This window comes from Corynebacterium flavescens (assembly GCF_008693105.1).
GTDB lineage: Bacteria > Actinomycetota > Actinomycetes > Mycobacteriales > Mycobacteriaceae > Corynebacterium > Corynebacterium flavescens.
The window spans coordinates 21,860-45,203 of the sequence record NZ_VXKK01000037.1 but is presented as its reverse complement, the minus strand read 5'-3'; the positions used below and the strand labels follow the sequence as shown (position 1 = coordinate 45,203).

The 23,344-nt window shown below is 58.1% G+C and carries 19 protein-coding genes, 3 tRNA genes and 1 pseudogene; 22 read left to right on the top strand and 1 reads right to left on the bottom strand.

What is annotated here, in order from left to right; genetic code table 11:
- Positions 1 to 3: 3 nt before the first annotated feature.
- From F4V60_RS09265 to F4V60_RS12990, 10 genes and pseudogenes are all read left to right on the top strand, one after another.
- Positions 4 to 201 carry a hypothetical protein gene (locus tag F4V60_RS09265; RefSeq protein WP_075730317.1) on the top strand — a complete coding sequence of 66 codons (198 nt, stop codon included), beginning with the start codon at positions 4 to 6 and terminating at the stop codon, positions 199 to 201.
- A gap of 17 nt (positions 202 to 218) precedes the next feature.
- On the top strand, positions 219 to 539 hold the full coding sequence (locus F4V60_RS09260) for a hypothetical protein (protein WP_075730316.1): 321 nt from the start codon (positions 219 to 221) through the stop codon (positions 537 to 539).
- Positions 536 to 1,012, top strand: coding sequence for a hypothetical protein (locus tag F4V60_RS09255; protein ID WP_075730315.1), 477 nt, complete (start codon positions 536 to 538; stop codon positions 1,010 to 1,012). Before F4V60_RS09260 ends, F4V60_RS09255 begins: the two co-directional genes overlap by 4 nt.
- A gap of 1 nt (position 1,013) precedes the next feature.
- Entirely contained in the window at positions 1,014 to 1,421 is a 408-nt protein-coding gene (locus tag F4V60_RS09250) for a helix-turn-helix domain-containing protein (protein WP_075730314.1), read from the top strand.
- On the top strand, positions 1,357 to 2,655 hold the full coding sequence (locus tag F4V60_RS09245; protein ID WP_346283568.1) for a PBSX family phage terminase large subunit: 1,299 nt from the start codon (positions 1,357 to 1,359) through the stop codon (positions 2,653 to 2,655). The genes F4V60_RS09250 and F4V60_RS09245 overlap by 65 nt, the downstream gene beginning before the upstream one ends.
- 247 nt (positions 2,656 to 2,902) lie before the next feature.
- Positions 2,903 to 2,961, top strand: a tRNA-OTHER gene (locus tag F4V60_RS09240).
- Positions 2,962 to 3,269: 308 nt separating this feature from the next.
- A tRNA-Trp gene (locus F4V60_RS09235) sits at positions 3,270 to 3,343 on the top strand.
- 143 nt (positions 3,344 to 3,486) lie between these two features.
- Positions 3,487 to 3,559 (top strand) — tRNA-Leu (locus tag F4V60_RS09230).
- A 280-nt stretch (positions 3,560 to 3,839) separates the two neighbouring features.
- Positions 3,840 to 5,417: a hypothetical protein gene (locus F4V60_RS09225; protein WP_075730312.1), complete on the top strand. Its 1,578-nt coding sequence runs from the start codon at positions 3,840 to 3,842 to the stop codon at positions 5,415 to 5,417.
- Positions 5,389 to 6,204 (top strand): annotated as a pseudogene (locus F4V60_RS12990) (phage minor capsid protein); the annotation flags it as partial. The gene F4V60_RS09225 and the pseudogene F4V60_RS12990, both read left to right, overlap by 29 nt.
- A gap of 66 nt (positions 6,205 to 6,270) precedes the next feature.
- Here the strand turns inward: F4V60_RS12990 and F4V60_RS12985 are convergent.
- A complete protein-coding gene (locus F4V60_RS12985) occupies positions 6,271 to 6,729 on the bottom strand; it encodes a DUF559 domain-containing protein (RefSeq protein WP_366246743.1) in 459 nt (152 codons plus the stop codon).
- Here F4V60_RS12985 and F4V60_RS12980 point away from each other — a divergent pair.
- From F4V60_RS12980 to F4V60_RS09165, 12 genes are all read left to right on the top strand, one after another.
- Positions 6,679 to 7,389 carry a phage minor capsid protein gene (locus F4V60_RS12980; RefSeq protein ID WP_366246742.1) on the top strand — a complete coding sequence of 237 codons (711 nt, stop codon included), beginning with the start codon at positions 6,679 to 6,681 and terminating at the stop codon, positions 7,387 to 7,389. The genes F4V60_RS12985 and F4V60_RS12980 overlap by 51 nt on opposite strands.
- An 80-nt stretch (positions 7,390 to 7,469) precedes the next feature.
- A complete protein-coding gene (locus F4V60_RS09215; protein WP_075730311.1) occupies positions 7,470 to 8,180 on the top strand; it encodes a hypothetical protein in 711 nt (236 codons plus the stop codon).
- On the top strand, positions 8,181 to 9,092 hold the full coding sequence (locus tag F4V60_RS09210; RefSeq protein ID WP_075730310.1) for a phage major capsid protein: 912 nt from the start codon (positions 8,181 to 8,183) through the stop codon (positions 9,090 to 9,092). It abuts the gene before it with no gap.
- Between the two features lie 137 nt (positions 9,093 to 9,229).
- Positions 9,230 to 9,679: a hypothetical protein gene (locus F4V60_RS09205; RefSeq protein WP_075730309.1), complete on the top strand. Its 450-nt coding sequence runs from the start codon at positions 9,230 to 9,232 to the stop codon at positions 9,677 to 9,679.
- Between the two features lie 16 nt (positions 9,680 to 9,695).
- On the top strand, positions 9,696 to 10,037 hold the full coding sequence (locus tag F4V60_RS09200; RefSeq protein WP_232315915.1) for a hypothetical protein: 342 nt from the start codon (positions 9,696 to 9,698) through the stop codon (positions 10,035 to 10,037).
- Complete coding sequence (locus F4V60_RS09195) at positions 10,034 to 10,381, top strand: hypothetical protein (protein ID WP_075730308.1); 348 nt, start codon at positions 10,034 to 10,036, stop codon at positions 10,379 to 10,381. Before F4V60_RS09200 ends, F4V60_RS09195 begins: the two co-directional genes overlap by 4 nt.
- A 1-nt stretch (position 10,382) precedes the next feature.
- Positions 10,383 to 10,844 (top strand): phage tail terminator protein, encoded by a 462-nt coding sequence (locus tag F4V60_RS12975; RefSeq protein ID WP_075730307.1) that lies wholly within the window; start codon positions 10,383 to 10,385, stop codon positions 10,842 to 10,844.
- Positions 10,845 to 10,854: 10 nt separating this feature from the next.
- Complete coding sequence (locus tag F4V60_RS09185; RefSeq protein WP_075730306.1) at positions 10,855 to 11,427, top strand: phage tail tube protein; 573 nt, start codon at positions 10,855 to 10,857, stop codon at positions 11,425 to 11,427.
- A gap of 131 nt (positions 11,428 to 11,558) precedes the next feature.
- Positions 11,559 to 12,002 carry a DUF7426 family protein gene (locus F4V60_RS09180; RefSeq protein WP_075730305.1) on the top strand — a complete coding sequence of 148 codons (444 nt, stop codon included), beginning with the start codon at positions 11,559 to 11,561 and terminating at the stop codon, positions 12,000 to 12,002.
- 397 nt (positions 12,003 to 12,399) lie between these two features.
- Positions 12,400 to 19,524, top strand: a complete 7,125-nt coding sequence (locus F4V60_RS09175) for a phage tail tape measure protein (protein ID WP_075730304.1) — start codon at positions 12,400 to 12,402, stop codon at positions 19,522 to 19,524.
- A gap of 21 nt (positions 19,525 to 19,545) precedes the next feature.
- Entirely contained in the window at positions 19,546 to 20,364 is an 819-nt protein-coding gene (locus tag F4V60_RS09170) for a hypothetical protein (protein WP_075730303.1), read from the top strand.
- Positions 20,365 to 20,552: 188 nt separating this feature from the next.
- Positions 20,553 to 23,273: a hypothetical protein gene (locus tag F4V60_RS09165; protein WP_141255957.1), complete on the top strand. Its 2,721-nt coding sequence runs from the start codon at positions 20,553 to 20,555 to the stop codon at positions 23,271 to 23,273.
- Positions 23,274 to 23,344 lie beyond the last annotated feature (71 nt).

Below are 23,344 nucleotides of genomic sequence, written 5' to 3'. Positions count from 1 at the left end.
CACATGAAGTTCGCAATCGTAAAATCAAACGGCCAAGAAGGCTTCACCTTCGAGAACAAGCACAAAGAGGCAACACACGCGGATATAGACGGGGTTGGTAATCTGTACCTTTACACTGCCAGGAACTCCACCGTCGCTATTTATGCTTCCGGCGTGTGGCTATCGGTTAGCTTTGGTGAGCAGCCGACCGCGGAGCAATAAACCGCACACTGCGGGGCATGGAACAGTTAGAGCTCATCCAGGCCCCCTACTACAAGGCCACCACACCCACGGGGGAGTGGACACCACACGCCGACCGGGCAATAGCCACCCTAGCCAACACCGGGCGCCCCTTCACCAACGACGATGTGCGAGCCCTCATACCCGACCACATCACACCCCACCACCCCAACGCCTGGGGAAGCCTATTTAGCGTGTGGGCCGGCCGCGGGCTAATCAAAATGGTTGGGGTTAGAAACAGCCGCCAAAAGTCCCGCCACAGTGGCCTACAACGAGTATGGCAAGGAACCACCCCAAAGAACCACCAGGAGGCAGCATGAAGCACATACTGTTCGCCCTCGGCTTCAGCCTAGGCATCAACACCCTACTAGCCGCGCAGTGGTGGAACCGGCGCCATGAACCCACCATCGAAACGCTAGAAGTACTGGGTGCTGAATGGGATAGCGCCCCCACCTACACACCCGAGGAAGAAAACGACGAGGAGGACGAGCCCCTCGACCCCGACGAACTCCTAGAAGAAGTATACGACTACCTAGCAGACCCACAAGAGGACGAAGAAGAAGATGATGATGGTATCGACTGGGAATGCGCATGGAGAACCCCCGGCTGCGAAATCTTCCACATCTACCCCGCCGACTCCGGACACATCGTAGCCGACGACGGCACCTGCCCATGCCACCCAGAAACAACACCACTACACCTCGACGATGGATCAATCACATGGGCATACACCCACCGCATAGGTCACGTGATGCCACAGACCACTGACAAAACCGAGCACAAGGAGAACTAAAATGACTGCCAGAGGAATGACCCCGAAGCGCCGCGAACGCGCCAACAAAGTCGTGGCCTTGCACGATGGTGGGGCCACGTTTGAGCAGATCGCTAAACAGCTCGGCGTGTCGTATCAGTCTGTCCGCACTGACTACGAGAAGGCCATGGATGAGACTAGGCCTGAGCAGGCCCGGCAAGTATTCCAGAAGCTCGACCGCCGCCTAAACAAACTCCACATGGTGTGCTGGAATAAGGCCATGAAGGGCGACCTGAAGGCCGTGAAACTCTCCGCGGATATTTGTAAGCAGATCGCGGAGCTGTGGGGAGTGAACGGGGCTATCAAGATGGATGTGGAAGTTTCTGGTGGTGAGGACTTCGCCGGTTTGCTGGATAGCATTCAGCGCGAGGTTGCGGATAGTGGCGTTTAGGCTTTCCCCTGGGCAGATTGAGGCGATACGGTACTCTACCCAGTCGTTAAATGTCTGGTATGGGTCGGTATCGTCGGGCAAGACAATCGCGTGGCTTCTCATGATGCTGGGGGAGATTAAGAAGGCCGGCCCATCGGGCAGCATTGTCATCATGGGCAAAAGCCTCGACACTATCTATCAGAATGTGTTTGAGCCGCTACTCACGATGCCTATCTTTGCTACCGCCGCCCCGTTCATCTCCTACCGTCGCCGCCAGCCTGTGGCTAAAATCTTCGGGCGTGATGTGCTCATAGTCGGGGTGAATGATGTTGGGGCCGAGGGGCGTATTCGTGGTGGCACGTATCAGCTGGTTTTCTACGATGAGCTCACCTTATGCCCGGAGTCGGTGTGGGATATGATCTGGTCGCGTATGCGTGCCGTTGGTAATCCTCGCCCGCCGAGGGTGATGGCGACTACTAACCCTGCGACCCCGGCGCATTGGCTGAAACGCCGGTTCATTGACGATCCAGTAGCTACGGATACCTACTCGCGCTTGTTCACGATGGAGGACAATCCGGGGTTGACGGATGCCTACCGTGCCCGCACCCGCGCATCATATTCTGGGGTGTTTTTCCGTCGCATGATCCAAGGCCAGTGGGCTGCGGCAGAAGGCGCTGTGTATGAATCGTGGGATGAGGATGTGATGGTCACCCCTAGGGACGAGGGCACTGTCCTGGCTGTGGGTGTGGACTACGGCACGAATCACCCCAGTGCCGGGTATGCCTTGTCGGTAGTGGGGGATAGGCTGCAGATCACTCATGAATGGTCGCCGCAAACCACCGGGCTGGGTGGGCGTACACGCCTAACCGACATGGAGTTGGCTGATAGTTTACAGGCGTGGCTAGACGAGCTCCCCAACCGACCCAAGGCCCTCTACATCGATCCTGCCGCCGCATCATTCCATGAGGAGCTCCGCCGCCGGCGTATCCACACCGTCAAAGCAGCAAACAGTGTTGTGGACGGTATCCGCACAGTTGAGTCCCTCCTGACTGGCGGCATGCTGACTATCGCCCGCGAATGCCCCCGGCTGATTGATGAGATCCCGGGCTACCGGTGGGATGCGAAGGCCACCGAGCGGGGTAAGGATGCCCCCGTGAAAGAAGATGACGATCACTGTGACGCTTTGCGCTATGCGGTGTTCTCCTCCCGCCGCCTGTGGGGTAAGCATGTTGAGGCGGCTCGTCTGGCTGCCTGACCGCCACACTATGCCGCGCATACTTTCCCGGGTGAGGCGTTAAGCCGACAGGTTTGTGATGATGCTCCTGGCAAAGCGTCCTGCACCAGTATTTGGTGCTCCTGCATTCCTGAAGTCTCTGCGGGTAGACGGGCGCTGCGCCTCACACCAAAATCTTGTACTGGTACAGGGTGTAGTACACTACTACTTGTTGGCCGATGCTTGTGGTGGGTGTCGGCCAATAGTGTTCCTTTCAAGGGGTATGGTCGCTTCGTTAGCTCAGTTGGTAGAGCCGATGGGTCGCGGGTTCGAGTCCCGCACGAAGCACGTGGTAAAGATCTGGGTTCCCGAATGGGAGTAAGCGGGGTGGTTCCCGTCTAGAATCCTTTGTTCTTGCTACACAGCCGTACCGGTTCCCGCTAACCATGGGGCCGGTAACGCGCCACCTCCCCGGTGCTTAGGGGCGTTGCTCCCGGCGTAACCTGGGACGGGCATGTAGCGGAGGGCGACATGCACAAAACGGCAAACCGCCAGCTATAGATGGTAGGTGCCGGGCGGTGATATGCGCCTCCGGGTTAATCCCCGTCGCCTCTCGACTGCACGCCGTCACCTGCGGGCGTAAAACGCGGGTGTCGATGGGCGTAGCTTAAATGGTTAAAGCGGCGGTCTCCAAAACCGTTAGATGTAGGTTCGACTCCTACCGCTCGTGCAGGGTGACGATCCGGGCCACCAATGTTGGAAGTTGGGTTTCTAGAGCCTCCCCGGGGAGCCAAACCGGTGGCCTCTGACTTAAGTCACGCTCTCCGGTGGAGTAGTGGAAACACGCGGCAAGGCGCTGGGGAAACTACCGAAGCACCTCTAGCCCAACGGCAGAGGCAACGGATTTAGGTTCCGTTCAGTGCAGGTTCGAATCCTGCGAGGTGCACAAGGCCCCCTCATAACCTCGATGGCCCGGATGGTTCTGCTGCTGGAAATATCCAACCAACCGAGGGGGCCGCAAACTGTCGGGTGGTCTGCCGGGAAGCAAACAGTGAAACCCCGCGGTATTCCGGTAGGTTTGTTGCACACCGATATTTACGGGCCTGATAACAAGACCCGCCCGGAGTAGTTGGAGCGTATAGGGATGTCTGGCTGACCGCTCGCCCCGAAGCTGTAAACCTGCTGGTTGATAACCAGAATCATCAGCCGCAGGGAGAATAGATAGCATGCCAATGCCAGCACCCAACACGGAATGGCCGCCACGGGACTACGCCCCCGCATTCGAAACGATCCGCCAGGACGACGCCCAACTCTCCGGACGCCTCGACGTGATCAACGAACGCCGCGCCCGCCAGAACAAGGCCCCGTACCAACACCGTTCACAACTCAACGGCGGCCTAGTCGGCACAGCTTCCCGCTTTGTTCTGGGCAAACCCCAATCTGAACGGCCGACCTCACACCTAGTCACCCACCATCTACCTATCGCGGAGCAGCTAACCACGGCCCTTGCTGATTTCATGGCGGGTAAGCCGCCATCGGCAGCACTCGACCCTAAGGACGCCGGCAACGCCAAGGCAGCAGAAGCGTTAGACCGGCTTGTATCGTCTGATTCTTTTTCTAGCGACTGGTGGACAGCCGTGTACCGTGCCGGATCGTTGGGCTGGGTGTATGGGCGCGTCGTGTGGAATCAAGCCGTGCAGCCCGACCCGTGGATCGAATGGGTAGACGCCGATGGGGGAATGGCCGAGTTTGAGAACGGGCGGCAGTCCGCAGTCACATTCTGGGATGTGTTCCCTGCCGATAAAGGCAAGGACGTTTACCGACTCTTGCAGCGCCACACACCGGGGCAGATTGAATACGGCCTGTACAAGGGCACGGAGGACAATATTGGAATGCCCGTGCCGTTCACCGAGCACCCAAAGGCCGAGCACATCGCGGAGCTAGACGGGCTAGTGGAGGGCACAACGATCCTTACTGGCGCGGAGGGCATCACCGCCAACATGCTTTCCAACGGCCGACCCCGGCAGGAGTGGCGCCACCAACCACTACTTCGCTACTACTCCGTCTCGGATGTGTCCCGCGGCGGCACCTTGTTTGAGAACATTGATCACAACTGGTCGCAGCTACAGCACGAGGTAGAGGCAGCCCGAGGACGATTGTTCATTGATGAATCATTACTCGATTCGGAGGGCCCAGGCAAGGGGTCATATTTTGATTGGTTCCGAGATATTTACCCCGCAGCCCCCGGCCTCGACCCGGACGGCAAGGCCACGTTTGAACAGATCCAATTTGAAATGCGCGTCGCAGAATACCTGCAATTAGTGGACGCCTCCACCCGCAAGGCCGTCTCCGCCCTCGGGCTCTCCCCATTCACGGTGGATATGGATCCGCAGGCCTCGGGGCAGATGACAGCGACGGAGACTAAGGCCCGTACGAAGCGCACCCGTTCGACGGCGGAGACGAAAGGCAGGCATGAGCGCGCACATCTGTCGTCATTGCTCACAGCGTGGTTGCAGATGGATGCTGACCTGAATGGTTACCAGGCGCCGCAGCATCCGGTGATTGTGTCGCTGCCAGATCAGATTGAGGTATCGGAGGAGGAGATCGCCGCTAACGTCTCATCTGTGTATGCTAATGGTCTTTCTTCGCTAGTTCGTGCCGTGGCTAAGCTGCATCCGGAGTGGACACCGGAGGAGATCACCCACGAGGTGGAGCAGATCAAGCAGGAGCGCAGGGAAGAAGCCCCCGCCGACCCGTTTGCTGGCATTGGCCTAGATGAGGATCCGGCCCGTGGCGACGAGTGAGGAACGGCAAGCAGCCCGACTGCTGCAATTGTGGCAGGAGGCGGAGATCCTGCTGATGCGTGAGCTTGCTAAGGCCGTGAAACTTTCCCTGTGGGATGATGTGGATCGGCTTGAGGTGCGGGCCGCAGCGGTGCGGAAACTGCGTGAGCGCACTAGCGCGGTACTAGAGCGCCTGGGGATCACGTCGCAGGACATGCTGCTACGCCTGGCTAAGGACGAATACGAGGCGGCAGTGATGTCCGTGTTCAAGGAGGTGGGCTATACCGCCCCGGCAGTAGCATCAGCATCGACCGTTGGTGTGGTTCAGGCCATGGGCGCCGGGGGTGCCGCCACTTTGATGTCCCAACGGTTGCAGGTGATGCGCACTGTGGATGATGCCTACCGCAGGATCATCTCCTCGACGGTTCAGGCCGCCACGGTCGCCGGGGTGGATCAACGTGTGGCTATGCGCAGCGCGCTAAATAAGTTTGCCGACCGGGGGATCACGAGCTTCACCGACCGTGCCGGGCGCCGGTGGGGGATGGACACCTACGCGGATATGGCGATCCGGACGATGCGTAATCAGGCCTCACAGGAGGGGCATTTGGCGGGCTATGAGCAGGCCGGGGTGGAGTTGGTTCGCGCATCATGGCACCCGGCATCAGCCCCGCAGTGTTTTCCGTTTCAGAATCAGCTTTTGGCGATCTCTGGTTCTGCTGGTGTGAGGGAGTTGGTAGACCCAGCCACGGGCGATAACGTCACTGTGACAGTGAAAGACACCCTACGAGGCGCAATTAGCAAGGGATACCACCACCCGAACGCAATTCTTGGCGGATACCAATCCATCGATACGTTTGCCGGGACAGTAGGGGCATCAAAGGGCACCTATCGCGGCCCAGCGTTCACGATTCGCACCGCGCAGGGAAACACGGCGACCGTCTCCCCTGAACACCCGATACTTACCAGTAGCGGGTGGCGTACTGCCGAGAGTATTAGCGTCGGCGATTATCTTTTCAGCACCGTCAAGGGTGAGGGGTCGGCATCCTTTATCGCTGGTGAGGCGAAGCTCAAAGAGGTGCCAGCCACTGTTGAGAACGAGTTTGCTTCGCTCGAACTTAATGGCACGCGAGTTAGCATCCCCACCGCCGGATACGACTTCAATGACGACAGGCAATTCCTCCAGGGTGAAGTCCACGTTGTAGTGCCCGATGACGGTTTGCTGCCGATACCGGACGCCAAGATCGTCAAGGAGACCGGCGAAGTGCGTTTCGTTTGGCCCGATATGGGTTGGGGCGAAACAGTTAGTGAGGGCGGTTTGCAATCGGTGCTCCATGGAGTTGCCGCGCCTATAGGAGGGGCCTTGCCTAATGGTGATGCCCGCCTTGGTGAGTCGGCGGCGAATGGTGGCGTCGCTCGCCCCGAGCATGGGGCCGATTTCCTGGCAGGAGAGCCCACTCTCGTAGAGGGAGATAACTTCCTCGGTGTCGATATTTCGTTGGGGCTTGATGGGCGGTACTCCGGCTGCTCGGAGGCGCTTCCCTATCGTAGAGCGGGAGACTCCGAACATCCTGCCGATGTCTGTGCAGCTGTGCCCGGCGTTGTGGAGGCGGATCAGGTGGTTAGTGTCGAGAAAATCGAATTTAGGGGGCATGCGTATGACTTCCAGACCGAACTAGGTTTCTATGCGCTTAGTGGCATTCTAGTCCACAATTGTAGACACCGTGACACGGCCTACACCGCGGGGGATAAGAAGCCCACGCATCCCACCGTCTCGGAGGAGCAGAACGAAGCCCAGTATGAGGCATCACAGCGCCAGCGTTCCATCGAGCGCACTATCCGCAGGTGGCGTAAACGCGAAGCCGTGGCCCTAACCCCACACGACCGACTGCTTGCCAGAAACAAGATTAGGGAGTGGAACGCCATGCAGAAGCAGCACGTCAATGCTCACCCATACCTGTCCCGCTGGCGCCACCGGGAGCAGATCCGCGACTGACCGCAAGCCAAAATTGTGCATTCTGTGTTGCGAGTGGGAGGCCAGGCGCCCCCGCCAAACCGGACACAAAGGAGACACCAGTGGAAAACGAGCACAACGACGGCAGCAATGTGGAAGCACCCCAGACTCAAACCGAGGGCGAAAGCAACCAGCATCAACAGACTACGGACACGGCAGGCCAGGAGCTTACCAACACCGCGGATGCTGTCACCAAGCCCGAGGAGAACCAGGGCGACTATGATGCGAAGATCTCCAAGCTGAACGCGGAGGCCGCAAAGTGGCGTACTAAGTTCCGTGAGCAGGAAGAATCATCTGCAAAGCTGCAATCCGACTTCGAGGCATACAAGGGCAGCGTGGCTAAGGCAATAGGCCTGGCAGACGAAAACCCAACCCCGGAAGAGCTCGTCAAGCAGTGGGAAACCAAGGCCAAGGAATCGGAGGATCGGTACACGCAGCTAGTTCGCCGCACCGCCCTCAACGAGGCCATCACTAAGGCCAAGGCAGACCCCACGCTCACTGTCCCCTTTGTGCGAGGCAGTGAAGCATTCGCTGCTCTCGACCCGACTGCTGATGATTACGCCGCCCAGGTGACGGCGATTGTGGAGCAGGCGGTGGAGAACACCCCGAAACTGCGGGCGCAGGTCGCCCCAACCTCCTCGGGGAACGCCCCAACCCCCAATGACAATTCTGCCCACCGCTACACGCTCGAAGATGTAGACAAGATGAACGAGTACGAAATCTACGAGCTGAACAAGCAGGGCAAACTCGATCACCTTTTCAAGGAGAAGTAAATGACCGTTGCAAGTTTCGTTCCCAAGTTTTGGGCCCCCTCGCTGGAGGTGCCCTATCAGCAGGCACTCGTCTACGCGCAGCCCGGGATCGCTGATACCAAGTTTCAGCCCATCCTTCAAAACTCTGGCGACACCGTATCCATCAACGCTATCGGCGCGGCGAAGATCAAGGATCACAACCGCACCGAGGATCTGGTCTATGACGAGATCGGCACGACCGAGCTAAAGCTGGTCATGGACAAGGAAAAGTACTACGGCTTCCTCGTGTCCGATGTGGATGCGAAGCAGGCCACCGGCGACTTCCAGGGCGCTGCCACCGAGGAGCATGGGCGCGGTATGGCCGACGTAGTAGACAAGGACATTGCCGCCGAATTGAAGGCGGGCGCTGGCACCAAGCTGGGCTCTAAGCCCGTGTTTGACGGCTCGGACTTCTACCGCCCCGCCGATGAACAGCTTACGGCTTGGGATATTGTCCGCAAGCTCGCGCTGGAGCTCAACAAGGTATCTGCCCCCACTGCGGCCCGATGGGTTGTTGTTGGCCCGAACTTCGGTTCCGCTCTCATCGCCGACCGTCGTGTTACCCAGGCCGACGCGGCTGGTACTGACGTTGTGGCTCGCAGTGGTCTTATCTCTGCCATTCCGCAGCTCGGGCTGAATATCTACCAGTCCACCAACGTGCCGGTTACTGGCGGTCGTGAAATCATCATCGCTGGTGTTCCCGGCGCTTTGGCGTTCGCGTCACAGCTACGCACCCTTGAGGCGTTCCGTAACCCGGATCGTTTCGGGGATGTTATCCGTGGCCTTCAGGTCTACGGCTCTAAGGTCATTCGCCCCTCCGGCATCGTGTCTATCGAAGCTGATGTTAAGCCGGGTGTGATTGGTGGTACCGTCGCCGGCGGCGTCGGCGCCTAAGCCCCTTCTGTAATCTTGCCGCCCCGACAGTCGGCAAGGTGATTGGCCTGGCCGGGCCGGTTCCCCAACTAGGTGCCCCATGTGGGGTGGGGTTCCGCGCCCGGCCTTTGCCATCCCTAAATGACAAGGACAATGTGATGAATGTTGAAATGAACTATCTTGACCGTACTGAGCTCACGAATGATGGCCCGCCCGGCACTTACACCGGCATTCCCGATAGTGTGCTGGATTCTCTGATTACTCGGGCGTCGATGATCATGCGGTCTAAGACCCGCAGCGCCATCTATGATGTGGATGGGTCGGGGATGCCCACGGAGGAGCGTATCCGCTTCGCGTTTGCTGACGCGACTAGCGCGCAGGTGCTGGCGTGGGTGCAGGGCGAAGTGTACGAGGAGCTCATATCCGGCGGTTCTACTGCTGATGCGTTAGTGTCCTCCTCCTCAAATAACGGCGCGTCCGTCACGCTAGACAATGGTGAGCGCTTGGCCGCCCGCCGGCGCCTACTGGCGGGGGAATTGTCCACGGGGGCACGCCTCATCCTCGATGATGCTGGTTTGCTTCACGGCGACCCGTGGCTGTGGATGTGATGCCATCGTGTCGAGCATGAGTGAGAAACTAGCGACCCTGTGGTTCACCCATGAGGTGGAGTTGCAGGGAGAGGAGATCCGCACCGCTAGGGGCGTGACGTATGGCCCGCCAACGGTGGTGAAGGCATCCATCAACATGCAATCCAGAACTGTTGCCGGCGGATCCGACATCCAGAATGAGGTAGTAGTCGCAGGCACCCTGAATTGGTCTGCCGATGGGCCGATACCTGCGGTTGGTTCCGTGGTTACTCTACCTGCAAAGTTCGGGGCTAAACGCCAACGTGAAGTTGTGACCGCCCGCCTAGCAGACACCGGCACTGGGCTCACCCCGGATCATGTGGAGGTGACTATCCAATGACCCTGAACCTGAAAATTAGCCAAGTGCGCAATCAGGTAATCAACGGGGCTGCTGCTGGCGTGACGAGCGCGGCGCAGGTAATCGAGGCCGCCAGCGTTGCCCTCACCCCACTAGGGGAGACGGGTAATTTGCGCCAGTCTGCGCAGGTAATCCCCGTGAGTAAAGGCAGTGAAGTGACGGGCGGTGTGCGCTACGACGGCCTGCCCTACATTCGCCGACAGCATGAGGAAACCACCTGGAACCACCCAAGAGGTGGACAAGCTAAGTACCTCGAAACAGCACGGAATGACAACGCAGAACGGGTTGCACAAATCATCCGTAATCACATAGCAGGAGGCTTCTAGCATGCCCGAGTTTTCCCAACAGTCCTACCCACGCCCGCCGCAGCACCGCAGGTTCGCAGACCAGCTCGTCGAATACTTGTCCGAATCTGGGGCGTGTGCCGACCCTACCCTGAATCAGTCGAAAGTTTCGGGCGAGCCCGCCGTTTTCATGCTCCAGTTGCAAGACGAACCAGACCGGGCCATGTGCGTTTTTAACATCACCATGAACAACGCTATATCCGAATCGAACCCCACGATGCGGTTCTCCCTGTGCTTCCGCGGGGCGCCACATGACCAGCTCGGCCCGGAGGATGATGCCGCCGTCGCATTTGATTTACTCCACGATATGCAGGACTTCAACCTGACCGCAAAGCAATCCGTCTTATCCTGCCGTCGGATCATCAACGATCCGCAACTGTCGGATTCTAATCATCGCTGGCACAGCATCGACACCTACGAGGCGGTACTGGCAACACCTATCTAAGGAGAAGAAAGTGGCAGCAAAGAAGTACGCAGCCGCCCCTAATTCCTGCGAGCTGAACAAGCAGCTCAACGGGAACTGGGCAGCTCAGATCAAGCCTCACGGTGCGGAACCGGCAGAATATAAGTTCTTGCGTGGTCTTACGTCTGTGAACGTCAATGTGGAAACCTCCACCGTCGATTCGTCCGATATTGACAGCGGTGAGTGGACTTCGGAGGAAAAGACCGGCCGTTCTCTCACCCTCAACCTGGAAGGCCAGTACGCCCGTAAGGGTGATCTCCCGCTCCTCACTGAGGATCAGGTTCTGCTTAAGCTCTCCGGTGAGGAAGTCGGACAGTATGGCAAGGTAGACTTCCGTGTTTGGCGAACCGACATTGACGAGGGATGGGAGGGCACCGCGACGAACAGCTTCAGCTCTGGTAGTGGCGGCAAGTCTGACCTTCGCACCTTCACCTCTGATTTGAAGGCGTCGTGTGCCCCGCACCGTATCCACTCTGTGGAGGAGGGCAGCGCCACTGAGGCATCTGTCCTCATGGATGAGAAGGAGCTGCTGAAAGTTCTTGCCCCGACTGGTCTAGGGGTCTAACTATCTTCCGTGGGTTGACCCCCAGTCTCACCTTGTGTGGGGCCGGGGGTCTTTTCCATAACTGACCGCGAAGCACTGCGGGGGAAGATGCGCAGGGTAAGCATCATTCACACATTGGAAGGACACCCCGCATGACTGACTTCGGGCAGCTAGAAGAACAGCAAGAACCATACGACATCGCATTCAGCTTCAAGGACAAGCGTTTCGAGCTGTCCCCAACGGTTGAGGATATTCTCGCATTCCAGACTGATGTCGTACGGGCCCGCGAGGAGAATGCGGACTCGAACCAGGCGACGTGGGCGCGGGTGGCGAAGCTCGTGGGGTCGAAGATTAATAAGACCACCGGCAAGATTACTGGCGGTGTGCTGGCGGAGCTGAAGGACTTGGGTGCCTCATACGTGCAGATGGAGCGCGTAATCAGCGCGATCCATTTCAAGTACACCATCGGTGATGACCTCGCAAAGGCGTACTTCAGCACAGGTAACTTGGGAAAAGCACTGGACAGCGTGAAGAACGGCACCCCGCCGAGCCAGGAGACCCCGACGGGTGCTGGCGAGACCAGTGGGGACGCCTAAGGCGCGACCCTGACGGGTGGGCCTACGCCCCAGACTCGGATCTGTGGTATGACCCGCATCCTGGGGCGTACTCGGAGAATGATCCTGGGGGCGGCCCGCCTGACCTATTCATCCTTGAAACACACGGCGAGTATGTGCGCGAATGGTGGGCAGAAAAAATTGATGACGGCCCCGCAGTCGATGAAAGTAAACTTACCTGGGCATCACTCCTATCACATTGGGATTACATCGAGACTGATTTTCACCACTTCTACGGCGTAGATTTTGACAGTGGCATTTTGTCTGACCGCCGGTGGAGATGGTTCAGAATACGGCTCGTAAGACTTCTAGGTGAGGATACGGCTATAGCCCGTGGCCTTGGCCTTAGGAAGATTCCTAACGTGAAGGAGTAAGAGCTGTGGCTGCCATTGACCTTGGAGATCTCGGGTTTGCTATCAAGGTCGATGCGACCGAATTTGATGCGGCGATGGAGAAAGTCGCATCAAAGGCTAAAAGCGTTGATAAGCAGCTAGAGGCGACGGGCAAGAAGCGGGTATCTGTTAAGGCGGATACTAACGATCTGTCCCGGGTGGAGTCCTCCGCTAAAGATGCGGGCAAGGCACTCGACGCGGTAGGGGGGAAGAGGGTTAGCCCGTCGGCTGATTCCGGAAATCTTGATAAGGTCTCCTCGTCTGCTAAATCTGCTGCTTCGGCGGTAGATGCTGTGGGTAGTGCTGATGCAACGCCTAAAGCGTCGGGCGCGCCGCTAGATAAGGTTTCGGAGTCGGCTCAAAAGGCTAAAGAGCGAGTTCGGGAAACATCCGAATCCGCCGCCCCGCTGGAGGGCATGTTCTCCTCCGCGGCGGGCGCTGCAGCTGGGCTTGTAGGAGCCCTCGCTGGTATTGGTAGCGCCGCTGCCGGATTTGAGAAGATCCTCTCGACTGGTATGGATTTCCAGTCCGAGATGAACACCATGTCTGCTGTGTCGGGGGCAACAGCCGGCCAGTTAGCACAGGTTTCTCAGAAGGCCCGCGAGTTGGGCACCGATGCTTCTTTGACGGCTACTTCCGCAACAGATGCAACCGCCGCGATGACTGAGCTCGCTAAGGGCGGTTTCACCGTGGAGCAGTCCATGGGTGCTGCAAAAGGTACCTTGCAGTTGGCTGCTGCTGCACAGATTGGCGCCGCTGATGCCGCGACGATCCAGTCCCAGGCGCTACAGTCATTCTCGCTTGGTGCTGAAGATGCGGCCCGCGTGTCGGATGTGCTGGCCGGTGCGGCTAACGCATCGAGTGCGGAGATTGGTGGCATTGCCCAGGGCCTTCAGCAATCCGGCACTGTCGCATCCCAGTTTGGATTGTCCATCGATGATACTGCAACGGCTTTGGCGATGTTTGCTAACGCCGGTATTCAGGGCTCTGATGCCGGTACGTTGCTAAAGACAGCCCTTCTGTCTGTCACTGATCAGGGCAAGCCCGCGCAGGCCGCAATTGAGGAACTTGGCCTTACCGTATATGACGCGCAGGGCAAGTTCGTTGGCATGGAGTCCCTACTGGGGCAGCTTAAGACCGCCTCGGAGTCCATGACCGACGAGCAGTATCAAGCGGCAACAGCAACTCTGTTCGGTAGTGACGCTATGCGCATGGCTGGTATCGCTGCGCAAACAGGCTCGGAGGGCTTCACAACCTTGCGTGATGCCGTCACTCGCCAGGGGCAGGCGGCGGAGGTGGCAGCAGCACAAACCCAGGGCTTGCCGGGCGTGTGGGAGCGCCTCCAGAACACGATGGAGGACGTTTACTTGGGCATGTTCGATAACATGTCCGAATCACTGGAAGGCGCCGGCAACGCTGCGGTGGATATGATTGATGCCGCCGCCCCTGCTCTCGAATCTTTTGCGGGCACAGCAGCATCCGCCCTGTCTCTAAGCGTCGATACTGCGGGCAAGGCCGTGGATGCGTGGAATAGCCTCCCTGCGCCTTTGCAAGAAGCGGCGAAGGCCATCATGGGTGTGAAATTGGCATCTATGGCGCTGGGCACGGATCTGGGGCAGAAGATCCTGGAACCGTTTAAGAACGCTAAGACTAGCTTCTCGACGTTTAATAAGGACGTGGGCACGCTTCGCGCCAAGTATGCGGAGGCGGGGACGGAAGTTAGTCGCTTTGGTGCTGCTGTTGAAGTAGCGCAGTCCTCCAACAACCGCTACGTGTCCGGCATGGCGACCTCCTACGCCGCCGCATCCGCACCACTGAAGCAAACCGCATCCGCCTACAGGGAAATGGCTGACGCCGCCGCCATCGCGTCAATCGAAACCAGCGGATCGATCTCCAACATCGGCACCATGAGCACCGTCATGGGCCGCACCGTACAGGCCTCCGTCACGTCCATGGCTGGCACAATGAAGGGCGTCGGCGCTGCCGCATTCACTGGGCTGAAAACGTCTGCTAAAGACCTCCTCGACTTCCTCGGCGGCCCCATGGGCCTTGGCTTGGCTGCCGCCGGGTATGCCGTGTCCGAGATGATCTCCTCACACCAGAAAGCACAGGCAGCGCAGGAAAGCTACTCGTCTGCGACGAAAGAAGCCGCCGATGCACAGGAACGCCTTAACGCCGCCCTAGCCGGCTCAACAAAGGAGCTGGGCACTGCGGAGATGGAGGACGCGGCGAAGGTCGCACAGGGGCTTGTGTCCTCCTACACGTCGATGGGTGAGCAGGCATCTGGCCTATTCTCCTCGCTTGATGGGGTAGAGAAGTTCCTCGGCGAGGATAACGCCTCCTGGTGGGACAAGAACCAAGCTTCACTACAGCTGGAGAAGTCCTTCGGCACGCTGAAAGACACCACCAAGGATCTCGGCATCGACATGAATGACCTAGGTGGGGTCATTGCCAAGGGAGGAACCGAATATGACGGGCTGATGTCTAGCCTTCGCGGTGCTGGTGATAGTGGAAATTACGCCGCTTACCAGCTGGATAAGGCCCGCACTAGCTTCTTGGAGTCTGTCGACGCCGCTCGCGACCTAGATCCAGCCGCGGCGCAGGCCGCCGCCGGGATTGATGTGCTGGCCGATTCTTCCGCATCTGCTGACGATAAACTATCCGCCCTGAAGTCCACCATGCAGGCTATGGGGCTGATGTCGCAGACAGCTGACGAGGCCAATATGGAGGCAGCGAAGGCCATTGATGAACTCGCTTCATCGGTAGGGGATCTGGCTACTGCGGATGATCCTTTGGGTGAGGGGCTTTTCGATGGTGAGAAGCTGGACTACACCAACCAGAACGCGCAGGCGTTGTCCTCCACCCTGGGGGACATGTCCGAGCAGCTAATGAACGTCGCCAACAGCGGCGGTGACACACAGGGCATCTGGGAGCTGATGGGCCCGCAGCTCTCCTCGCTGCGTGACGAGATGGGTTTGACTGGTGAAGAGTTTGATGACCAGTGGTCGAAGATTCTTGAGTCCTATGGCCTAGTCCCGGAGGTGGTTACCACTCTTGTTGAGCTAGATGGTGCCTCGGAAGCAGTGGAATCGCTGGGCAATGTGTGGGCCGCGCTCTATCCCTTGGAGGAGGGCGCGACTATCAATATCGACCCGCCAGACCCGGCTGTTCTCGGCGTCATGGACGAGCTCGGTGTTAAGTACGAGGAGATCAAGAACTCTGCTGGTGAAACAATCCAGTACAAGGTGACGGCACCTAGTGATGAAATCATGGGCCAGTTTGATGACATCACGACGAAGATGGCTGAGATTGATGATTCGTCTATCACCATTGAGACGATCATGGATGACACCCCGCTTCAATTGGGGGTTGAGTCCGCAAAGTCGCTTCTTGACGAGCTAGACATTGAAGAGCCGTCCCCAACGGCTCAGCTGCTGATTGACCAGCTTCTAGCAAATGGAGACATTGCACGGGGCGATCTTGAATATTTGAATCAGCAATCTGCAAACCCATCGGCAGATTTGGAAAAATCCTTGCTCGACGCTGGGGTATCCGATGCCCACTCGCAGCTCCAGGGCGTTAATGACCACAGCACACGGTCAATTATGGATGGCGATTCGTCGCGGGTTCGAACAGAAGCGTCGAACGCCAGGAACTCTATTGATTCGGTGCCCACTAGCCGCACCACGACATTCATTGCGAAGATGCAGGGCGCTTGGAACAGTGTCAAGACCTTCTTCGGTGGCTCTGCTAGCGGTACATCGCGGTTCGCTGATGGTGGTGTTCTTCCTGCATATGCGGATGGGGCGCAAGCCGGCGGGTATCGCCTGCCGACCACGGGGCTGGGCACCGGCATGGTTGATGGTTTCCTCGGCGTGAATGGTAATGGCATGCCCATCGCCCGCGTCGATCAGGGCGAGTGGGTGGTCAATGGTGACTCGTCCGACCAATATAACCGCACTCTGGCGGCTATCAACGCTAATAATCCGCAGGCTATCCTTGCTTCCCTAGCGCGGGAACTTCCCGCTTATGCTGATGGTGGGCGCGCCCGCTCTGAAGAGGTGATTGGACAGCTCTCCGGCTTCAATGGCGGCCCTTACGTCATGGGCGGGTTCTCACCATCGGCGTTTGACTGCTCCGGCGCCATCGCCGCCACAGTAAACACATGGCTCGGGCTGGACACCTTCGACTCTCGCATGTCCACCGTTAATGAGGGCCAGTGGCTGGCAGCTAAGGGCTTCGAAGCGGGCCGGGGTAATGGCAATCAGCTTGTGGTTGGCTGGTATGACTACGGCGGGGGCGCTAACGGGCACACCGCCATGATGCTGCCTGACGGTACTTTCATCGAGTCGGGTGGCAGTACCGGGCAGGGCTTTACGATTGGTGGCGCGGCAGGCCCCCTCGACGGGCGCGGGTTCACTAATTTCATGTACCTGCCTGGCTCCGATGATGGTTCCGGTGAAGGCGGCGGGATCGGCAACGAAGGTGGCGACCTGGGCGAGACTGACGGATACGGCACCGATCTTGACATCGACGCGTTTGGTGGCGTTTCCGGTGTTGGCGGCGGGAAGAAAGCGAGCTTCAGCAAAGCATCGGCACCTACTGCTACATCTGGTATTTTCCACGCCCCAGGGCTGGCGTCTAACGCCCCGTCGGTAACAGTTGGGCAGTCCTTGGGAGGAAATCGAGGACAGGTAGAGGCACTCGCAAACCAGTACGGGTATGGAGCCCAGGCAGCGTCTGCGATGAACTTCATGAACCCGTTTGTGGGTCAAAACTCATTCCGTGACGAACTTGGTAGCGCCTCATCGAATCAGATCCTGTCCATCGCTAAGCAGCTAGAGCAACAGCTCGGGCAGCAAGGAATCACCGCACAGGTAGAAGCCGCACTCGATGCTAAAACCCCGAACTGGGATGTGTGGCTGCGTGTCAATGATGACACTATCGACGCCTTCAACCGCCTGGGTGAGGCTAAGGCCGACCGGAAGAATGCGGCGCAGGACATCGCAGAAGCTGAAGAGAAGCTAGCAAAACTGCGGAGTAAGAACACCAAATCTGAAGATGACGCCGCAGAGAAACTCGCCGAAGCATACAAAGATCTCGACAAGGCAAAAAACAAGGAGGTAAAGAAGGACGGCGATGGAGAGCGCCGTCAGGAGGCCATCGAAAAGGCCGAGAAGAAGATCTCCGAGCTGAAGGAAAAAGCCTCGGAAAATGAGGTCACCGCCGCGGAGCAAATTAAGGACGCGGAGGAGGAAGTAACCGAAGCTCGTGATGCCGAGGCCGCCGCCATCATGGAGGTCAAGAACGCACAGTTGCAGTACAACACGGCGTTGCAGATGGCTCCGATTAAGGCCGCAGCTTCATTCGTTGAGGCCATCTCGGATGGGTTCGGTCGCATGGCTGAGAATCTACAGCTCATGGCTGACAACATGGATCATGCTAATGCCGTAGTGGATGCGCAGCAGCAGGCCGAGTTGGATGATATGAGCGCGAAGCAGAAGGCGTTCGACGCGGCGCGTGAGCTTCGCGAGCTGGAGCGGGATAATTCAGATGCCCGCCATTCGGAGGTGCTTGCACAGCAACAGGCCGAATACGATTTGGCATTGGCACGGCATGACTACCAAACCCAGTATGCGGGGGCAGAGATTGACCTTGCTAATCTGCGCACTAAGGGCATCCTGGATGTGTCGCAAAAAGCGTCGGATACTGACCGGCTGGCTATCCTCTCTGCCTCGGCGGTACAGATTGCGGAGAAGCAGCTGGAGCTCACCCGGGCACAGGCCGCGAGTGGGGAGTTTTCCCGTCAGATTGCGTTGGAACAGGCGACATATGAGCTGAATTACCAGCAAGAGATCTCAAAGATTCAGCAGGAGCGCCTGGCCGTCGCCACGAACGAGATGGCACAGGCCGCGGCGTTGGCAGCAGGCCAGCTCGGCGGTTCTACTAGTGCCATGGCGCAGGCGATGCAAGGCAAGCAGAAAACGGCAGGTGGTCTTGCCGGTGCTCTGGGCGGTTTGGCACAGATCGCTGGCGCTGTCGCCATGACTGTCGCCACCGGCGGCGCGGCACTGCCGGCTGCTATTGCATTGGGTGTGGGCGGCATCGGATCTGTCGTAGCCGGTGTGACAAAAGTTGTGGAGGGCAAGGCGCAGGAGGACGCCTACAAGGATCAGGCCAAGGAAGAATACAACCAGCTTTCGGATGATGATAAGAAACGCGTCGATGCAGCTAACGCGGGCATGTGGCTCGGCGTCATTGCTGGGGCCGGTGTGGGTATGGCCGGCGGTTCGCAAGATGATGTGTCCGGCATGTTCGATGCTGTCACCGGGGCGTTTAACCTACCGCTCTACAAGAAGCAGATGGAGCAGAAGTACGGTGCAGAGGCCGCAGCTTTGCTCACGGAAAAGGCGAAGGCCGAACTTGACCGGCGTGAGAAGGCCGCCGAGCTGGAGAAGGCGAAGAAGGAGTTTGAGCTAGGTGTTGGCTCATCTGAACAGGCCGACAAGCTGGCAGAGATGCAACAAACTCTTCAGCAGCAGTTGGATGAGATGCAGCAGGAGAATAAGCAGCTCGCTGGGATTGATAGCAAGCTGGGTGGGGATAAGTCGGTTCTCATGTCGATTGGTGGTTCCGGCTGGGGTGTGAACTCGGCTGACGGCATGAGCTTGGGATCAAACTCGGGCGGGTTTGGTGGTCTGACACGCGACGAGGTTGGCGAGTGGTCATCGCTGAATGTGGAGGATGGTTGGCTGACCACGGGGCTGATGCGGCCTATTATCGACGCGCTTAATGACAGTGATTCGGAGGGCGGTTCTAGTGGGTGGATTGATGGCTTACCAGAGACAGTGGTGGATGGGCTGTATGCCCGTCAGTTGGCCGAGTCTGGGGCGGTGCCCGGTGCTGTGGATAGTGCGGGCCAGTCATTGCTGGCTTCGCAGAAGCAGAAGTCTGATTCTGATTATCAGGCTGCTACTCGTCGCATTTTGGATTCTATTGGCGGCGGTGACTCGACCACCATCGGTACGCAGTTCACCGGCCCTGTGAATGTCACGACGCAGGTAGAGGATGACGTGATGGACGGCCTTCGTCGTATGGCCGCAAACGCATAAACGATTAGGAAGCAGGAGCAAATGAGCGAGTATCGACAGCGGATGTTCCGCATTACCATTTGGGGTGTGAACGGGCAGCCAATACCGCTATCACGCCCGGGGATCGACCGTGAAGGTATCTTCCTTCGGGAGGTGCCGGACGGGTTGCAGGGCTTCGCAAAGAAACACATGTGGGATGAAGCGAGCGGGACGTGGCGGGGGATTGCCCCACAAATAAACGACATGACCTTAGACTTGCACGTTAAAGGTGGGGATATTCGCGGCGGCGTGAATCGCATCCTAGATGCTTTGGGTGACGGGTCTAAGCCGGTTTCTATCTGCATCACGTCTGCCGAGTTTGGGCACCGGTGGCTGGAGATGCGGATGTCGAAGGTGTCACAGATTGATTGGGGGCAGAACCCGGGCTCGTCGGCGTATGCGAAGTTTTCTGTCGTGTTGGAGCTTTCCGGGTCTACTGCTAAGCGCTTCAAGGAGCGCATAGTGCTCACCCAGGCGGGGCCGTTTGGTGCGGTGCAAATCCCTGTTGATGGGGATCAGGACGTGTGGCCTAAGTTCATTGTCAGTGGCCAGCATAGTGGGGTGAAGATCCGGCTCACAGATAAAGACGACTGGCAAACTGTGCCACACAGAGCAGACGGGTGGGTAATCGATTCTCACCCGGCGCGCCGGTCTGTCACTAATTTGGCTGGCCTACCTGACTTTTCGCAGGTTGTACCGTTCTGGCCTGAGCCAATTCCGGTGGATGGGAACCGGGGGACGATTCAGATTGAGGTGGATGCGCCTGGCCCTGATTTTAGGCTGGAGATTGAGTGGCAGCCGGAAATGAGCCGGGCATGGTAGCGCGGCATGAGCGGATTGATCTCCGCATTTGGAACGCGGCTATGACGGGCTGGTGGCCTCTAGCTAACTACAGTGATTTGACGCTGGAGGGCCGGGAAGATTGGGAGGTGACACAGGGATCATTCACTATCCCAGCAGATCATGCTTTAGCGCCCCGGGTGCGCTCCTCCCGGCATATTCCCGTCCCGGTGTCTTTTGAGCTGAACGGCGTGTGCTGGGATGGCATGATCGACAGTGCAGAAACAGGCAAAAAGTCTGATGGTACAGCCTATGTGCAGGGCCACATGATTAGTGATCATAAGCATTTTGGGCGGATGCTGGGCCGGGGCCCTATCGTTTCTGCTGCCGATGGCTCTTCCGAGGTAGAGAAAGGGCGTCTAGGGGAGATTACTGCACGGCTAGTTTCTCGTGGCGCGGTGCGCACCGGCCTGCCCTGCTATGTCCTGATTGATGATCCGGGTGATTATGTTGAGATTGAGGTGCGCACGGAGGATTATGTGCGAGATCTTCTAGCAGATCCTTTGTCCGGTTCAAACTCTTTCGTGCAGGTGCGCAAGTTACGGCCCGGGCAGCCCCTACCCGGCGCGGGAAAACTGCTTCACTATGCGGGCGTCATGGAGCGGCAGTGGGAGCAGTCGCAGCTTGATGCTGGGATGTGGCCTAACGCGACTACTTCACCGCGTATTGATGGAGCCGCACTAGTCGATGACACGCCGGTACTACCCGATAATTCTTGGGGTGGCGAAGGCCTTGTTGATTTTGAGGGCGCTGTGCTTACCGAGCCGTTGCGCGGGGTGTGCTGGATTCCGTTTGAGACTGTGGTGGAGCGCCCTGTTGGTTATTTTGACGATGTTGATCCGGAGATTGTGCACGTGGCGACACGGGAACAGATCAAGGCCGGGTACGGTGCTAAGAATGGTCGCCCGCACTACGTCACGTTCTTCAAACCGGGGGCTTTGTCCAGCACCACCGCACCTAAGCTGGTGCAGTGTGCCGAGGCCGGACTTCTTCGAAGCATGGCGGGTGAGGCGCTAACCGAGCAACAGGCCTATTCTCGTATTGGTTCTGGAGCGGCATACGCATGGAAATCGGGTGCAACGTGGATTATTGCCACACAATCCGAGTTTGAGCAGGACTCCCAAAAGTACCTCCCCCGCGGTGATCAACAGAAACAAACGCCCGGGATTCTTGTGTGGCAGCACGCGGGCCGCGACCGGCGAGGCATAGTATTCTCCTCCTCCCCGGGTGGTGGTTTGGAAGCATGGTCGACCACGGAGACGGCACCAGATGGGGCGATGCTGATCGCCGGCGGGCAGATGGATGCGCAGACTATAGCAGCCCTGGAGTCCGGGGTTTTGCAGCCGTCGGGCACTGTGGAGAATGTGGATGAGTCCACCGCATCGGCTGTCCTACCGTCGGGTGCCGGGCTTCCTGGGGCTGTAGAGCAGCTGGATGTGGATGTGCAGCCTAACGCCACCATCAGCGGCACTGGGGTGTCATTTAGTAAAGCTGGTGGGCGTATCGACATTGCGCAGGCCGGCCCATTCTTCCTCCGCGAGAAGTACATGAGCCTCGGCAGCTCGGGCGGGGCTAACCCCGTCTCGGAGGTCGCTAGAGAATGGGCTAAATCCCAGGGGTCTACGTCGATGAGTTTCACCCCGGGCAATCATCAAGCCGTAGTTTTTGGTGATGATGTGGCACTGCCGAATGGGCGTGTGGTGCCGGGCTGGAAACCGGGCGACCGGGTTAGTTTTGTCGATGGTAATACCCGCGTGTCCGAGGTGATCATGGGTTTCAGTTTGAAGGCCAGCCCCGAGGAGCCGCTTACCGTCGAGCCGATCATGGGCAGAGTGGTTAATGGTGTTCTGGCGAATCTGCAACAGCGTCTGGAGAAGGCCGAGAACACGGGCACCAAAGCGATCCTCGCACCCGATCAGAAAGTACCAAAGGAGGAGGTTAAGGCGATCGCAGATGATTCTGCGTCTGTGGTTAACAAATCCCTCATTGAGGTTTCTAAGGACTTGTCAGAGCGGATTTCTAAAACCGTTGCCGATGCCGATTTTTCCGAGTACGACGCCAAGCTTCAAGCATCCCTGTGGGGTGAACAGGGGGAGTTCAACCGCATCAATGTTGAGTTTCAGGAGCAGCAGAAGGCTATTGATGCGGCTCAGGATCGGGCATTGGCATTGTCTAAAGAGACGATAGAGATGCACGAGTCGTGGATCACGCAGATGCAGGACACCATGGAAAAATTGCAGAAAACGCAAACACAAATACTGATGCTCGACTACTCCGAGTCCAGTGTCGAAAATGAGTGGCTCAAGCTCATGCGCTCTGGCAACCGTGTCTCTTGGGAGGTTAAACAAGGGTGGACTGGGACACTAGTGCTTCTTGCTGCGATAGATCCTCAAAAGCCCCCCGTGTATGGGCAGTATGTTTATCTGACAAAGCTAAAAATCCCTAACCCTGAATATCTGTTTTTGGACTCTAGCCAGGGTATTGGTTCTTTTCAGGCGACTATCACGGCGAATCCGGGCGTGCCTAAGACGGTGACTCCCACGATTGATGACCAGACGGTGGGCAATGATTGGACGACGCTCACATCGTGGACTCTGCCCAAAGATGCGGAGGTCATGCTATCCACACAATTGTGGTGGCAGAACAAATCATTCCTCGACTCCTACGATTTGCGCGTCACCGTCAATGGGCAGGACGCGACGAGTAGCGCGTCACAGGAGGGCGCACCCCTCATTGGGCAGGGTAGGCGCAAGCATGTTGCGGCGATGGATAGGCGACGGCTACCGGCTGGGTCTGTCCTCGCGGTGCAGGCAAAATCCAGCCACGGAAACGCGTGGAACCGCCAAATCAACGGCGCCAGCGCAAAAATCACATGGATAGACGAGGGGTAAAAGCGGGGAAAATGACCGCAAGACCACCCGTGGGATCCTGCGTTCATTGAGCAATCGCGATGTGAAGCAGG